The sequence below is a fragment of the Bradyrhizobium sp. 26S5 genome (assembly GCF_036923295.1).
Classification (GTDB): Bacteria; Pseudomonadota; Alphaproteobacteria; order Rhizobiales; family Xanthobacteraceae; genus Bradyrhizobium; species Bradyrhizobium septentrionale.
Genome location: NZ_CP145948.1, coordinates 7,210,288 through 7,225,810 on the forward strand (window position 1 = coordinate 7,210,288; position 15,523 = coordinate 7,225,810).

12 protein-coding genes and 1 pseudogene are annotated in these 15,523 nt (G+C 64.0%); 9 read left to right on the plus strand and 4 right to left on the minus strand.

The annotated features are described in order from the left end of the window. Positions 1–270: a hypothetical protein gene (locus V5279_RS34000; RefSeq protein WP_338691428.1), complete on the minus strand. Its 270-nt coding sequence runs from the start codon at positions 268–270 to the stop codon at positions 1–3. Positions 271–529: 259 nt separating this feature from the next. Here V5279_RS34000 and corA point away from each other — a divergent pair, with 259 nt between their 5' ends. From corA to lon, 3 genes are all read left to right on the plus strand, one after another. Continuing rightward, positions 530–1,546, plus strand: a complete 1,017-nt coding sequence (gene corA, locus V5279_RS34005; protein ID WP_338691429.1) for a magnesium/cobalt transporter CorA — start codon at positions 530–532, stop codon at positions 1,544–1,546. 178 nt (positions 1,547–1,724) lie between these two features. Beyond that, entirely contained in the window at positions 1,725–2,129 is a 405-nt protein-coding gene (locus V5279_RS34010) for an Hsp20/alpha crystallin family protein (RefSeq protein WP_029079092.1), read from the plus strand. 10 nt (positions 2,130–2,139) lie between these two features. Next, positions 2,140–4,518 (plus strand): endopeptidase La, encoded by a 2,379-nt coding sequence (gene lon, locus V5279_RS34015; protein ID WP_338691430.1) that lies wholly within the window; start codon positions 2,140–2,142, stop codon positions 4,516–4,518. A gap of 147 nt (positions 4,519–4,665) precedes the next feature. Here lon and V5279_RS34020 read toward each other — a convergent pair whose 3' ends face one another. Then, positions 4,666–4,860: a hypothetical protein gene (locus tag V5279_RS34020; protein WP_035976334.1), complete on the minus strand. Its 195-nt coding sequence runs from the start codon at positions 4,858–4,860 to the stop codon at positions 4,666–4,668. Between the two features lie 214 nt (positions 4,861–5,074). On the opposite strand from V5279_RS34020, the pseudogene V5279_RS47120 reads away from it, so the two are divergent. From V5279_RS47120 to V5279_RS34045, 6 genes and pseudogenes are all read left to right on the plus strand, one after another. Then, a pseudogene (locus V5279_RS47120) lies at positions 5,075–5,265 on the plus strand (S16 family serine protease); the annotation flags it as partial. A gap of 112 nt (positions 5,266–5,377) precedes the next feature. Continuing rightward, positions 5,378–6,448, plus strand: a complete 1,071-nt coding sequence (locus V5279_RS34025; protein WP_338691431.1) for a PAS domain-containing sensor histidine kinase — start codon at positions 5,378–5,380, stop codon at positions 6,446–6,448. Then, positions 6,445–7,068, plus strand: coding sequence for a response regulator transcription factor (locus V5279_RS34030; protein WP_166298353.1), 624 nt, complete (start codon positions 6,445–6,447; stop codon positions 7,066–7,068). The genes V5279_RS34025 and V5279_RS34030 overlap by 4 nt, the downstream gene beginning before the upstream one ends. A 206-nt stretch (positions 7,069–7,274) precedes the next feature. Next, positions 7,275–8,540 carry an amidohydrolase family protein gene (locus V5279_RS34035; RefSeq protein WP_338691432.1) on the plus strand — a complete coding sequence of 422 codons (1,266 nt, stop codon included), beginning with the start codon at positions 7,275–7,277 and terminating at the stop codon, positions 8,538–8,540. A 59-nt stretch (positions 8,541–8,599) separates the two neighbouring features. Then, positions 8,600–9,148, plus strand: coding sequence for a DUF1097 domain-containing protein (locus V5279_RS34040; RefSeq protein WP_029079096.1), 549 nt, complete (start codon positions 8,600–8,602; stop codon positions 9,146–9,148). Between the two features lie 213 nt (positions 9,149–9,361). Further along, complete coding sequence (locus V5279_RS34045) at positions 9,362–10,909, plus strand: gamma-glutamyltransferase family protein (RefSeq protein WP_338701539.1); 1,548 nt, start codon at positions 9,362–9,364, stop codon at positions 10,907–10,909. A gap of 22 nt (positions 10,910–10,931) precedes the next feature. Here the strand turns inward: V5279_RS34045 and fdhF are convergent, their stop codons facing one another. Together fdhF and V5279_RS34055 are read right to left on the minus strand one after the other, a co-directional pair. Next, positions 10,932–13,697 carry a formate dehydrogenase subunit alpha gene (gene fdhF, locus V5279_RS34050; RefSeq protein WP_338691433.1) on the minus strand — a complete coding sequence of 922 codons (2,766 nt, stop codon included), beginning with the start codon at positions 13,695–13,697 and terminating at the stop codon, positions 10,932–10,934. After that, the gene (locus tag V5279_RS34055) at positions 13,694–15,400 is read right to left on the minus strand and encodes an NADH-ubiquinone oxidoreductase-F iron-sulfur binding region domain-containing protein (RefSeq protein WP_338691434.1); all 1,707 of its coding nucleotides are present in this window, start codon (positions 15,398–15,400) and stop codon (positions 13,694–13,696) included. Before V5279_RS34055 ends, fdhF begins: the two co-directional genes overlap by 4 nt. Between the last annotated feature and the right edge of the window lie 123 nt (positions 15,401–15,523).

Here is a 15,523-nt window from a genome sequence, read left to right on the forward strand (position 1 = left end):
TCAGTAGTCCCATTTCTCGCCGAGCACGACCGGCGGGCGCGGATATTTCTCGGCATCGTCGCCGCGCGTGTTCAGGTTCATCCGCACCCAGTCCTCCAGGCCGCGATGCAGCAAGAGCTCGTTGCGCAGACGATGGATCTTCGCGGCGGCGATCGAGCGGTGGATCGCCCTGAAGCCAAGGACGATCCGCCGGATCGTCCGCTTCAGTACGGGGTGGATGGCAGCGGCCGAACGGTGCGGCCGGACATCGTGGAGTTGGAGCAAGGTCATGTCCCACCTTCCTGTTGGCGGCGCGCGAGCGCACCGCGTCAGCCCAAAAGATGCCGACAACACCGTAGGAATTCGAGAGGACCCGCCGCGATGCGGCATAGGAGCCGTATAAAGACCAGCCAATCCGCAATGGGATGCGCCCCATGCCGCCCCCACAAGCCGGGACGCAACGTCTCGGCGTGTTGACCGGCGCCCATTCAGTGCTAGCCTTTTGGCAACGAATAGCGTCAAGCGGGTTCGATAACCGAGGGTGGAGACCATGGACCTCGTATCGCCAACCGTCGCAACCGCAGGGCCCGTCAATTCCGATGGCGTGATCGCGGCAGGCGTCTACGTCGAAGGACGACGCATCGCCAATATCGCGATCGACGAAGCCGCGAACTGGCGCAGCAAGCCGGACCATGTGGTGTGGATCGGCCTGCACGAGCCGGACATGACGCTGCTCAGAAGCCTGCAGCGGCAGTTCCAGCTGCACGACCTCGCGATCGAGGATGCGAATCATGCACATCAGCGGCCTAAGATCGAGCAATACGGCGACGCGCTGTTCATCGTGGCACGCACCGCGCAGCTCGACGGCGAGAGCATCGCCTTCGGCGAGACGCATCTGTTCGTCGGCGAGGGATACATCGTCTCGGTGCGCCACGGCGCCTCGACGTCCTACACGCCGGTCCGCGAACGTTGCGAGAGCTGCCCGCGCGCGCTCGCCCGCGGCGAGGACTACATCCTCTATGCGATCCTCGATTTCATCGTCGACAACTACTCACCGGTGCTCGAGACGATCCAGGAGGAGGTCGAGGCGATGGAGGCGGAGGTGCTTGCAAGCGCGATGACGCGGGCGCAGATCGAGCGGCTGTATCTGCTGCGACGTGACCTGCTGCGTCTGCGCAACGCGGTCGGGCCGCTGGTGGAGGTCTGCCGCAGACTGGAGCGCGACGACCTGCCGATGGTGCGCGAGACCATGCGCCCGCTGTTCCGGGATGTCACGGATCACGTCCGCACCATCCAGGAACGGATCGATGCCCTGCGCGAGGTGCTCGCCTTTGCATTTGAAGCAAGCCTGCTGGTCGGTCAGGCGCAGGAAACGGCGATCTCCAAGAAGCTCGCCTCATGGCTAGCGATTGTTGCCGTGCCGACAGCCGTCGCCGGCATCTACGGCATGAATTTCAAGTACATTCCGGAGCTGCAATGGGAGTACGGCTATTTCGTCGTGATGGGCCTGATGCTGGTCGCATGCGGCGGGCTGTTCTGGCGATTCAGGCGTTCCGGCTGGCTGTAGGCAGCGATCCGAACATCGAGCCATTCTGGTCCGGGCAGAGTGCAGCGGGGCATCGCACACGTGCCGCAAATCGCGAGATTTCGGACAATTTTACCCCCGAACGGCGACGCGAGGGGCCGGTTTACGGTCGGCGGCAAGACCGGTAACCTCGCCTCCCAATGCGACGTGGAGACTGCCCATGGGCCCCAAGGATCCGATCAACTGGATGCTGACTGACGCGATCGAGGCGCTCGCCCGGGCCGAACGGTTGCACCAGAGTTTCCTGAACCTGCGCCCGCAGGCGGGCAGCGAGCCGAGCTGGGAACCGCCGATGGACGTGATCGAGACGGACGAGGAAATCCTCATCCTGGTCGCGCTGCCGGGGGTCGACCCCGATGAGGTCGAGGCCGCGCTCGACGGCGGCACGCTCGTGATCTCCGGCCGACGCATCCTGCCCGCGGAGCTCCGCGACGCCCGCATCCTGCGCCTCGAGCTGCCGCAGGGCCGGTTCGAGCGCCGGATCGCGCTGCCGACCGGTCGCTACACCATCAGTCGCTTTGCCGCGCATGGCTGCGTCGGCCTGCGGCTTGGCAAATCGAGCTGAGGATTTCGACATGGCTGCTTCAGACGTTTCAGGCTCGACCACGGCATCGGCGCCGATCCCCAGCGACGCGCTGGTCATCATCGCGGTGCGCACCACCGTGCTGTTTCCCGACGTCATCATCCCGATCTCGATCAACCGCGCCAAATCCATCGCCGCGGCCCAGCAGGCGGTGCGCGAGCAGCGCCAGATCGGTATCCTGCTGCAGCGCGACCCCGAGGCTGACGATCCCGGCCCGGACGGGCTGTACCGTGTCGGCACCGTCGCCAACATCGTGCGCTACATCACCGGCGCCGACGACACCCATCATCTGGTCTGCCAGGGCGTGCAGCGCATGCGCGTGCTCGACTATCTGCCCGGCACGCCGTTCCTTGCGGCCCGCGTGTTGCAGATCCCCGAGCCCACCACCACCTCGCCCGAGATCGAGGCGCGTTTCCTCAACCTGCAGCGCCAGGCGCTCGAGGCCGCACAATTGCTGCCGCAGACGCCGCCCGAATTGATCGCCGCGCTGCAGAGCGCGACCTCGCCGGCGACGCTCGCCGACCTTGCAACCTCCTACATGGACATCAAGCCGCCGGAGAAACAGGACATCCTGGAAACCATCGATCTCGCGGCGCGGATGGACAAGGTGTCGCGGCATCTCGCCGAGCGCATCGAGGTGCTGAGGCTGAGCCAGGAGATCGGGCAGAAGACCAAGGCGGTGTTCGACGAACGGCAACGCGAGGCGATCCTGCGCGAGCAGATGGCGACGATCCAGCGCCAGCTCGGTGAAGGCGACGGCAAGGCCGCGGAAGTCGCGGAACTGACCAAGGCGATCGCCGAGGCCAAGATGCCGCCAGAAGCCGAGAGCCAGGCCCAGAAAGAGCTGCGCCGCTACGAGCGGATGCCGGAGGCAGCCGCCGAGTCCGGCATGGTGCGCAGCTATCTCGACTGGCTGATCGACCTGCCCTGGAGCCTTCCCGAGGAAAAGCCGATCGACATTGCCGAGGCGCGCAAGATCCTCGACCAGGATCATTATGGGCTGGAGAAAATCAAGAGCCGCATCATCGAATATCTCGCGGTGCGCAAGCTCGCGCCCGGCGGCAAGGCGCCGATCCTCTGCTTCCTCGGACCGCCCGGCGTCGGCAAGACCTCGCTCGGGCAATCGATCGCGCGCGCGATGTCGCGGCCGTTCGTCCGCGTCTCGCTCGGCGGCGTGCATGACGAGGCCGAGATCCGCGGCCATCGCCGCACCTATATCGGCGCGCTGCCTGGCAACATCATCCAGGCGATCAAGAAGGCCGGCGCGCGCAATTGCGTGATGATGCTGGATGAGATCGACAAGATGGGCCGCGGCATCCAGGGCGATCCGTCGGCCGCGATGCTCGAAGTGCTCGACCCCGAGCAGAACGGCACCTTCCGCGACAATTATCTCGGCGTGCCGTTCGACCTGTCGCGCGTCGTGTTCATCGCCACCGCCAACATGCTCGACGGCGTCCCGGGCCCGCTGCTCGACCGCATGGAGCTGATCAGCCTTCCCGGCTACACCGAGGACGAGAAGCTCGAGATCGCCAAGCGCTATCTGGTGCGCCGCCAGCTCGAAGCCAATGGGATCAAGGCCGAACAGGTCGAGATCGATCCGGACGCGCTGCGGCTGATCATCAAGAGCTACACCCGCGAGGCCGGCGTTCGCAATCTCGAGCGCGAGATCGGCAAGGTGCTGCGCAACGTCGCGGTGCAGATCGCCGAAGGCAGCACGAGCCACGTCACCATCGCGCCAAAGGACATCGTGACGCTGCTCGGCCAGCCGCGTTTCGAGAACGAGATCGCGATGCGCACCAGCATTCCCGGCGTTGCCACTGGCCTCGCTTGGACCCCGGTCGGCGGCGACATCCTGTTCATCGAGGCCTCACGCACGCCGGGCCGCGGCGCGCTGATGATCACCGGACAGCTCGGCGACGTCATGCGGGAGAGCGTGCAGGCCGCGCTGACGCTGGTGAAGAGCCGCGCCGCCCAGCTCGGCATCGATCCCGGCGCGTTCGAGAAGAGCGACATCCATGTCCACGTTCCCGCTGGTGCTACGCCAAAGGACGGCCCGAGCGCGGGCGTTGCGATGTTCACCGCCCTCACCTCGCTCTTGACCGACCGCACCGTGCGCAGCGACACCGCGATGACCGGCGAGATCTCGCTGCGCGGTCTCGTGCTGCCGGTCGGCGGCATCAAGGAGAAGGTGGTCGCGGCCGCAGCCGCGGGCCTGACCCGGGTGATGCTGCCGGCGCGCAACAAGCGCGACTACGACGACATCCCCGCCGGCGCCCGCGCCAAGCTGGAGTTCATCTGGTTGGAGCGCGTCGACGACGCAATCGCTGCGGCCCTGGAGGCCGCGAAGACCACGCCTGCCGCCGCGGAATGAAAGCGAGCAGCACCTGGCTGGAGCATTTCCGGTTCTGATTGAATCAGAACCGAAGCTCTAGCTTTTTGTTTTGACGCGTTTTCTTCACGCGAACCGCGGTCCATCCCGCATCAAGTGCGGGACAGGCTTCGCTCGAAAACGCTCTGGCTAGCCCGCACGACGCCCCTTGAAATATCCGGCGTTCGTCGTGTTCTGCTTGATGTTGGCCGTGTCGCCCTGCTCTGCAGGGTTGCCCACCGCCTTGGTGGATGACGTGTCCTTCTTGACCTCCACTCCGCCACCCGTGCCCTTGGGGCTGCGGTTGGCCGGCGGGATCGGCGGCATCTTGTGGTGACGTGACATGGTTACGCCTCCAACGCTGTCTGTCTCTGACTCGCTTTGACCTGCGCGATGGGTCGTCCCCGGCGCGATCCGAGCGAGCAACACAGCCTTAGCGCCTTCCCGATATCAGGCGCCCCAACATTTTTTCAGCGATGCGACAGGCCCGCTTACTTGATTTTCGCAGGTGGCCTTCTGTGGACCGTCCGTGAGGGCTGGCCTCGAAGACGGCGACCCCGGCCTCGTGCTGCCGGTCGGCGGCATCAAGGAGAAGTTGGTCGCCGCCGCCGCCGCGGGTCTGATCGTGTGATGCTGCCGGCGCGCAACAAGCGCGACTACGACGACATCCCCGCCGGCGCCCACGCCAAGCTGGAGTTCATCTGGCTGGCGCGCGTCGACGAAGCGATCGCACGCCGCGGCAAGCGGTGATTGACCATCCCTCCATCCGTTTCGCATTTGCGAGAAAAGCAACGGCGCCTCGCGCAAATACTACAGACGATTTTCCACTATGCAGGTATCGCGAAGTTGATAGTGTTCAACGATGACCGGCGATGGACAACAGGAGCGGCAACGAGCGCTGCTCGACAATATTCCTGACATGGCATGGCTCAAGGATCGCAAGTCGCGCTATCTTGCAGTCAACTCGGCCTATCTGAAAGTCGTCGGCCTGCCTGAACAAGAGGTGATCGGGAAAGCCCCATCGGAAGTATGGCCGCCGGAGATCGCCAATGTCTATCTGCGCACCGACCGCGCCGTCCTGAAGAGCGGCAGGCGTCGACGGTACGAGGAATCCCGTCCCGACAACAACGGCGAACCGCGTTGGTTCGAGACCATCAAAGCCCCCATTCGCAATGAAGCCGGGCGCATTGTCGGGACTGTGGGCATATCCCGCGATATCACCGAGCGAAGGGCGGCAGAAGACGAGCTTCGCCGCTCCAGATCGCAGTTGCGCGAGCTCTCCTCATACCTTCAGTCGGTCCGGGAGGAGGAGCGCACGAGAATCTCAAGGGAGCTCCACGACGAGCTGGGTCAAGCACTCACAGCGATGAAGATCCAGTTGACCTGGATCCGGGACCATCTGTTCTCGTCGCCAGACGTCCTGCGCCTCCATATCGACCGACTCGTTTCTGTCGCAGATCGTTCGGTGACGGACCTTCGACGCATCGCGGCCGACTTGAGGCCGATCATGCTGGACGAGCTCGGTCTCGTCTCTGCGATCAAGTGGCTGACACAGAACTCCACCGAGATGAGCGGGCTCGACGTCTCCTTGTCCTTTGATCGGGAGGATATTGCCTACAGCAAGGATGTGAGCACGGGCGTGTTCCGTATCGTCCAGGAGTCACTCACGAATGCGCTCCGCCACGGACATGCCAGGCAGGTCGACATCAGCGCACGGCACGTCGCGGACGAGCTGCAGCTCGAGATCGTCGATGATGGCTACGGTATCGACAACGTGATATTGCCGCGCGATGGCTTGGGCCTCGTGGGTATGCGTGAGCGCGCCTTTTCCCTCGGAGGATCGATCGACGTTTCCGGCGCTACGCATAGCGGAACGCGCGTGTCGGTGCGCATTCCGCTCCACGTCTCCGAGGAAGTCCGGACCGGGCGATGACACGTCTCATCATCACCGACGACCACACGATCTTCCGCGAGGGATTGAAGCAGATTCTCGCGGATCAGGCAGATATTGACATCGTCGGCGAGGCGCGAAGCGGCGAGGAACTGCTGGGGCTGCTGGAAACGACGCCGTGCGAAATAGTGCTGCTCGATCTCTCCATGCCTGGAATCAGCGGGATTCCGCTGCTCCAGCTCCTCAAGGCCAAGCATCCAGGGATTCGCATCGTCGTCCTCAGCATGCATGAGGAGCATCAGTACGTCATCGAATCGCTGAAGGCGGGCGCTGCGGGATACGTCACCAAGAATAGCGCAAGTCATCAGCTGATCCAGGCAATCAGGACCGCTGCGCGAGATGAAATGTTTGTCAGCGCGGCGACGCGAGAAGCCGCCCGGCGGCCGCCGGTGACGGAATTCCCGCATATCCGATTGACGAAACGCGAACGCGAAGTCTTCGATATGCTGGTTCTTGGACGCAAGATCACCGACATCGCCCGCAGGCTCAATCTGAGCATCAAGACCGTGAGCACCCACAAGGCGAACCTGATGGAAAAGATGGGGGCTGCAACGGTCGTCGACCTGGTTCATTACGCGCTCCGAAATCAGCTCGTCGAGTGATCCGCCCGGCATCCGACCGGTTTTACGCGGCACTCCTGCAAACCCGGGGACGCGCCGGCAAGGACTTCACGCCGGCATTTCTAGGATTATTCCTAGCCGCCTCCTAGGAACCCACCGATTATCTCGCGGCAGGTTCTGCCCTAGGCTTCTCAACGCGTCGGAGAAACAAAAAACAAAGCTCCGACGAAGCCAGGGAGGAATCATCGATGGAAATGGTCGTTCGCCAGGTTCGGCTTAGCGACGAGCAGCCCCTCATGGATATCGGAATTCGCGGAGGACGAATTGCGGCGATTGAGGAGAGCCTCGACAGGGTGGGTGAAGAGGAGATCGATGCGGAGGGCCGCGTCGCCATGCCGGGCTTCATCGAACCGCACCTGCATCTCGAAAAGGCATTTGTGCATCGCCGACTGCCCGCTCGTTCCGGAACCCTCGAAGAAGCCATCCGGGTCACCGGAATCCTCAAGGCGAAGCAGGAGCGAAGCGATGTGCTGGAGCGATCGCGCAGGGTTCTGGACATGGCGGTCCGCAACGGCACGGTCTTCGTTCGCGCCCATCCGGATGTCGACCCGATCCAGGGACTGATCGGAGTCGAGACCGCCCTGGAGCTGAAGGACGAGTACAAGGATCTGCTCGATCTGCAAATCGTTGCCTTTCCGCAGGAAGGCCTGCTGAAGACCGCGGGTGTGATCGACCTCATGGAGCAGGCAATAGCGATGGGCGCCGACGTGGTCGGCGGCTGTCCCTATAACGAGTTGAGCTGGGACGATACGTGCAAACATGTCGACAAGGTGTTCGATCTGGCTTTGAAGCACGATCTCGACATCGACATGCACGCCGACTTTGCCGACGACACCGACGACAGGCGCTTCGCCGCGGCGGAATACATCGCGCGAAAAACCATCGATACGAATTATCGAGGCAGGGTCGCCCTGGGCCACATGACGAGCCTTGGTGCTCTGACGTCCGAACAGGCGAAGCCGGTCATTGATCTGCTGCGGGAAGCAGACATCACCATTGTCACCCTGCCCGCCACGGACACCTATCTCGGCGGACGGAAGGACGATGCGCGGCCACGTCGTGGCCTGGCACCGGTGCGCGCGTTGCATGCGGCGGGCGTCAATGTTGCCTACTCCTCGAACAACATCCGCAACGCCTTCACCCCGTTCGGGAAAGCCGACCCGCTTCAGATCGGCAGTCTGCTGGCCCACCTCATCCAGTTTGGCACGCCCGAACATCAGCTCGAGGTTCTCAGGATGGGCACCTCCAACGCCGCGCGTGCGGTGGGGTTGTCCGATCAGTACGGTCTGGCGGTGGGCAAGCCGGCGGACATCGTGATCTTCGACACGTTCGCCTTCGCGGATGTGTTGCTGGACATTCCGCCGCGCTCCTGGGTTCTCAAGCGCGGACGCGTGACGGTTATTACCCGGCACGAAAGTCGAATCTGCAGGGGATGCGGCCACGCTCATTCGTGATGGCGAGCCGTAGCGGAAGCCGAACAAACAAGCAAAAGCACCAAGCGAGGAAACCACACATGACAAAGCTGCCAGCCGAAGTTGTCGCGTCACTTCTAGCCGTCACCACGATCTTCATCAGCATGACCTCATTCCACTTCCCGCCGTGGGCGATCTTCATCACCTGGGCGGGCACATTCGCGGCCGGCGGGCCTTCCATCGGCTTGTTGAAGAAGTTCTGGCCCACCATGATCATCGGCGGCATTTTCGCCTACATCATCGTGGTTTGCTTCAAGTTCTCGGCGCAGCATCTGACGGGGACTGCCCAGATCCTCGCCGAGTGCGTCATCCTGTTCGTCTTCAACGGCGCAATGATGCTGCTGGGACGCATTCCTGCCCTCAGCTTCGTCCCGGGAATGTTCTTCGGCTTCGCATCGTACTTCGCAACCGTGTTCGGAGGATTTGGGCCGGTACCAGGCGATCCGCTCGCCGCACTGGCGGCCTCGCTCCTGATGAATCTGCTGGGACCGATCTACGCCTGGCTGACCGCGCACTTCGGAGCTCACCACCATCATGCCGAAACCGCAGATCAACGCCTGCCTGAGGTTGTTCCCTCCCGACAGGCGTGAAGTTGTGTGCGGAAATCATGCAGGCAAAGCGGGCAGGATCGTGATGCGATTTTATTGGATCGCATCACGATCCGGAAAGTGCCGGCCGCTCCTTGTCTGCAAGTGAATTGAAAGAACGCGATGAATCTCCATGTCGATAGAACCTCCGGTCGATCTGACGGCGTTGCCGAGGCAGCACCTGAATCGCTGACACAAGCCCGCTCGACCCACGGCATGGTGGCGAGCCCGCACGGGCTGGCCACCGAAGCAGGTCTGAAGGTGCTGCGTGACGGCGGCAACGCCATGGAGGCGGCGATCGCCGTCGGAGCCGTGATCACCGTCACCTGCCCGCACTTCTGCGGAATTGGCGGCGATGCCATCTGGATCATCGCCGACCGCAGCGGGCGCAAGAATGTCCTTATGGGGCTCGGCCAGGCGGTGGAGCATCTGCCGAACTTCCAGGATGCGATCCCCTTCCGCGGTCCCGGCTCGACGATCGTCACGGCAGGTGCGGTCGACAGCTGGGAGCAGGCTCACGCCTATTCGAGGGCACATTGGCGTGGGCAATTCAGCTTCCCGTCGCTGCTGGATGCAGCGATTGGTTACGCCGAAAACGGCTTTCCGATCACTGCTTCACAGCTGTATTGGCTGGACTTCAGAAAGACCGAGGTGGACCGCTGGCCCAACTTCTGCGCGACGTTCATGCCGAACGGGCATCGTCCCAAAGAGGGTGAAAGCTTTGCTCAGCCGAACCTGGCGCACAGTCTCAAGGCGATTGCCCGGCACGGCGCGCGGGAGTTCTACGAGGGAGAGCTTGCCGCAAGGATTGCCAAGGGACTGGAAGCTGTCGGCTCTCCGGTGACCGCGAACGATCTTCGCAAGACACGATCTTCCCTCGAGCAACCGGTCAGCCTCGATTACCGGGGCTTCACGTTACTCGCGCCGCCGCCGCCGACGCAGGGCATTTCGACCCTCGCGATCATGGGGGTCTTGCGCGAATTCGACCTCGGCAAAATTCCTGAAGGCAGTGCGGACTACTACCATCTGTGTGTGGAAGCGGTGAAGCAGGCGTTCCTGGACCGCCCCCGCATTGCGGACCCGAATTTTACTGCGCAACCGCCTGACCAATGGCTGGTTCCCGGCCACCTCAAGCGCAAGGCGCAATCGATCAAGATGGACCGCGCGCTCGACTGGCCGCATCCGTTCAAGACCGGCGACACGGTCTACTTTGCGGTCACCGACCGGTTCGGGCACAGCGTCAGCGTCCTGCAAAGCACTTATTACGACTGGGGCAGCGGCATCGTTGTCGGGGATACCGGCATTCTCTGGCAGAACCGGGGAGCCGCCTTCAGCCTTGATCCGCGCAGCCCGAACGTTGTTCGCGCCGGGAAGCGTCCGTTCTATACGCTTAATCCAAGCATGGTCCTCAAGGAGGACACGCCATACGCTCTGTGCGGCACGCAAGGAGCCGACGGGCAACCGCAAACGTTGGCGGTGCTGCTCACACGTCTCCTGGACTATCGCCTCGACCCACAGGAAGCGCTGGCGCGCCCGCGTTTCCTGCTTGGCAAGACATTCTCGGACCAACGCGACAGCCTCAAGCTCGAGGCCAGCGTCAGCGGCGCCGCGCTCGATGATTTGGCCAGGCGCGGCCACAGCATCGCGACGATTCCCGCGCTTAGCCCGCTGGCCGGACAGGCCGGAGCCATCGTGATACAGGACGATGGCACGATCAAAGGCGCACACGATCCGCGTGGCGACGGATGCGCCATGGGACTCTAGGATGGGATATTAGGCGCTCGCTCTACTCCGCCGCCGAACGGAACTCGGCCTTCTCGGCGCGCACCGCGCAGAACTTGAATTCCGGGATCTTGCCGAACGGGTCGAGCGCCGGATTGGTCAACAGGTTCGCCGCCGCCTCCGCGTAGCAGAACGGCATGAACACCATGTTCTCCGGCACGTCGCGGTCGGCGCGCACCTTGACCTCGACGGCGCCGCGGCGCGTCTCGAGGCGGATGAAGTCGCCGGCTGCGAGCCCCTTCTTCCGCATGTCCTTCGGCGTCATGAACGCGACTGCTTCGGGCTCGATCTGGTCGAGCACCTGGGCGCGACGCGTCATCGAGCCGGTGTGCCAATGTTCGAGCACGCGGCCGGTCGACAGCACCATCGGATACTCGGCGTCGGGCAGCTCGTCCGGCGGGATCACCTTGGCCGGCACGATCTTGCCGCGGCCGCTCTCGGTCGGGAAACCGGTCGTGAAGATGATCTCATTGCCCGGCTTGTCCGGATCGTCGACCGGATAGGTCACCGCGCCCTCGCGGACCAGGCGCTCCCACGTGATGTTCTTCAGGGACGGCATGAGCTGAGCCATCTCGGTGAAGACCTCGCCGGGCCCCGCATAATTCCACGGCAATCCCATCCGCTTGGCGATCTCCTGGATGATCCAGAGATCCTGCCTTGCATCGCCCGGCGGCCTGATCACCTCGCGCGCCAGCTGTACGCGGCGATCGGTGTTGGTGAAGGAGCCGGACTTTTCGGCGAACGCCGAGGCCGGCAGGATGACGTCGGCGTGGAACGCCGTCTCGGTGACGAACAGGTCCTGCACCACGAGGTGATCGAGCATGGCCAGCGCGCCGCGCGCGTGCTGCAGGTCCGGATCCGACATCGCCGGATTCTCGCCCTCGACATACATGCCGTGGATTTCGCCGGCGTGGATCGCGTTCATGATCTCGACGACGGTCAGTCCGCGCACCGGATCGAGCTCCTGCCCCCACAGCTTCTCGAAGGCGCCGCGCATGTCGTCACGGCCGACCGGCTGATAGTCCGGCAGGAACATCGGGATCAGGCCGGCGTCGGAGGCGCCCTGCACGTTGTTCTGCCCGCGCAGCGGATGCAGCCCGGTGCCGGGGCGGCCGACCTGGCCGGTGATCAAGGCCAGCGCGATCAGGCAGCGTGCATTGTCGGTGCCGTGGACGTGCTGGCTGATTCCCATGCCCCAGAAGATGATCGACGACTTGGCACGCGCATAGGCACGCGCCACCTCGCGCAGCGTCTCCGCGGGAATGCCGCAGATCGCCGACATCTTCTCGGGCGTGAAGTCGACGATCTTGGCCTTGAGCTCTTCGTAGCCCTCGGTATAGCCGGCGATGTACTGCTCGTCAGTCAGGCCTTCGGTGATGATCGTGTGGATCATCGCGTTCAGCATCGCGACGTCGCTGCCCGGTTTGAATGCGAGGTGCTGCGTGGCGTGGCGCGACAGCGTCTGCCGGCGCGGATCCATCACATACAGCTTCGCGCCGCGCTTGGCGGCGTTCTTGATGAAGGTCGCAGCGACCGGATGGTTCACGGTCGGATTGGCGCCAATCACCCAGATCACTTCCGCATCGGCCGCGGCCGCGAACGGCGCCGACACCGCGCCGGAGCTCAATCCCTCGAACAGCGCCGCCACCGACGAGGCGTGACACAGACGCGTGCAGTGATCGACATTGTTGGAGCCGAAGCCGGTGCGGACCAGCTTCTGGAACAGATAGGCTTCCTCGTTCGAGCCCTTGGCCGAGCCGAACCCGGCGAGCGCCTTCGCACCCTTTTCGTCGCGGATTTTCCGTAAGCCCGCCGCAGCAAGATCGAGCGCCTCTTCCCACGTCGCCTCGCGGAAATGGGTGTAGGGGTTGGCCGGATCGACCTGATCGTTGGCGTCCTTCTTGACACCCGGCAGCCGCACCAGCGGCCTGGTCAGGCGATTGGGGTGATGGATGTAGTCGAAGCCGAAGCGGCCCTTGACGCAGAGCCGGTTGTGGTTGGCCGGGCCGTCGCGGCCTTCCGCATAGATCACCTTCTCGTCCTTGACCTGGTAGGTGACCTGGCAGCCGACGCCGCAATACGGGCACAGTGAATCCACCTCGCGATCCGGATAGGTGACGCGGGTCTGCTTGTCGTCGAGCATCACGGAGGGCATCAGCGCGCCGGTCGGGCAGGCCTGCACGCATTCGCCGCAGGCCACGCAGGTCGACTCGCCCATCGGGTCGTCGAAGTCGAATACGATTTTCGAGCCGTGATTACGATAAGCCATGCCGATGACGTCGTTGACCTGGACCTCGCGGCAGGCACGCACGCACAGGCCGCACTGGATGCAGGCGTCGAGATTGACCCGCATCGCCGGATGGCTGGCATCGGCGGTCCAGCGCTCCGCCGCCGGAAAGCGGCTTTCGGTGACGCCGGTCTTCTCCGCCCAGTGCCAGAACTTGGAATCCGGATCGTGCGAGGTCTCGCGCGCCGGCTGGTCGGCGACCAGAAGCTCCATCACCATCTTCTGCGCCGCGACGGCGCGCGCGCTCGCGGTCTTGACCTTCATGCCGACCGACGGCGTGCGCTTGCAGGACGCTGCCAGCACGCGCTCGCCCTCGATCTCGACCATGCAGGCGCGGCAATTGCCGTCGGGCCGGTAGTCCGGCGCCGGCGAGTAGCAGAGATGCGGAATCTCCTGCCCGCCGCGCTTGGCGACCTGCCAGATGGTTTCGCCCGGATTGGCCTCGACCTGCTTGCCGTCGAGCTCGAACGTGATCTTGGTCATTCGGCAGCTTCCTTGAACTCGTCGGGGAAGTATTTGATCACCGATGTCAGCGGATTGGAGGCGGCCTGGCCAAGGCCGCAGATCGACGCATCGCGCATCGCCTGGCTCAATTCGTCGAGCAGGGCCCGGTTCCAGACCGGCCGCTCCATCAGCTGCGCCGCCTTCTGGGTGCCGGCGCGGCACGGCGTGCACTGGCCGCAGCTCTCGTCCTCGAAGAAGCGCATCAGGTTCAACGCAGCCAGGCGGACGCTGTCCTGCTGCGACAGGATCACGATCGCCGCCGAGCCGATGAAGCAGCCGTATTTCTCCAGCGTGCCGAAATCGAGCGGGATGTCGTCCATCGAAGCGGGCAGGATGCCGCCCGATGCGCCGCCCGGCAGATAGGCGTGGAAGACGTGGCCGTCGGCCATGCCGCCGCAATATTCGTCGATCAGTTCGCGCACCGTGATGCCGGCAGGTGCGAGCTTCATGCCGGGATTCCTCACCCGGCCGGAGACCGAGAAGCTGCGCAGCCCGTGCCGCTCATGACGACCATGGCTCTTCCACCATTCGGCGCCCTTCTCCACGATGTCGCGCACCCACCACAGCGTTTCGACATTGTTGATCAGCGTCGGCAGGCCGAACAGGCCGACCTGGAACGGGTAAGGCGGCTTGTGACGCGGCAGGCCGCGCTTGCCTTCGATGCTCTCCAGCAGCGAGGATTCCTCACCGCAGATATAGGCGCCGGCGCCGCGGCGCATGTGCAGCTTCGGGCCGCCGGCGGGAAGCTTTGCGATCTCGCGTTCGAGGATTTCGCGCGACGCCGGGTACTCGTCGCGGATGTAGATGTAGACGTCAGACGCCTCCACCACATGCGCGCCGATCAGCATGCCCTCGAGGAAGCGATGCGGATCGGTCTCGAGATAATAGCGATCCTTGAACGTGCCGGGCTCGCCCTCGTCGCCGTTGACCGCCATCAGCCGCGGGCCGGGCTCGCCCAGCACCGCGCGCCATTTGCGCCCGGTCGGAAAGCCGGCGCCGCCGAGCCCGCGCAGGCTGGCGTCATCGAGCGATTTGAGCAGGTCTTCCCTTGCGAGCTCACCTGAGCGCAGCTGGTTGAGCAGTTTGTAGCCGCCGTCCGCGACATAGGCATCATAGCCGATCGTGGCCGGCAGATGCGCATGGGTGTCGCCGGCCTTCGCTGCCGCCAGCACATTGTCGACGGTGGCATGGTCGATGAAATTGTGACCGACCTCGGCGGCGGGCGCGGTGTCGCAACGCCCGACGCAGGGCGCGCGCACGACTCGGATGCCGGGGCCCGCTTTGTCCTTGAGTTCTTCGAGCAATCGCTCCGCGCCCAGCATCGCGCAGGTGAGCGAATCGCAGACCCGGATCGTCAGCGGCGCGATATCGGGCTCGCCCTCCTTCACGATGTCGAAATGCGCGTAGAAGGTCGCGGTCTCGAACACCTCGGCGAACGACAGCTTCATCTCGTCGGCAAGGGCGGCAAGATGCGCCGCCGAGATCTGGTGATAAGTGTCCTGGATCAAATGCAGGTACTCGATCAGCATGTCGCGCTGCCGCGGACGGTCGCCGAGCAGTTGCTCGACCTCGTGGGCTGCGGTCGGATCGACCTGGCGGCCCTTGGGCGTGGCCTTGGCGCGCTTCCGCCCGGCACCGGGGTGCTCGAAATTGCGGACCTTGTGAACGTCATCCGTCGTCATCAGGGCGTCTCGTTTCCTGCTGCCAGATCAATAGTCTAGCCGTTGGCATGCCAGATGCCAACTAAATTCGAAGCATTCCAAACAGCATTAAGGGCATGCAGCCGGCGCTGTCACGCCCTTTGA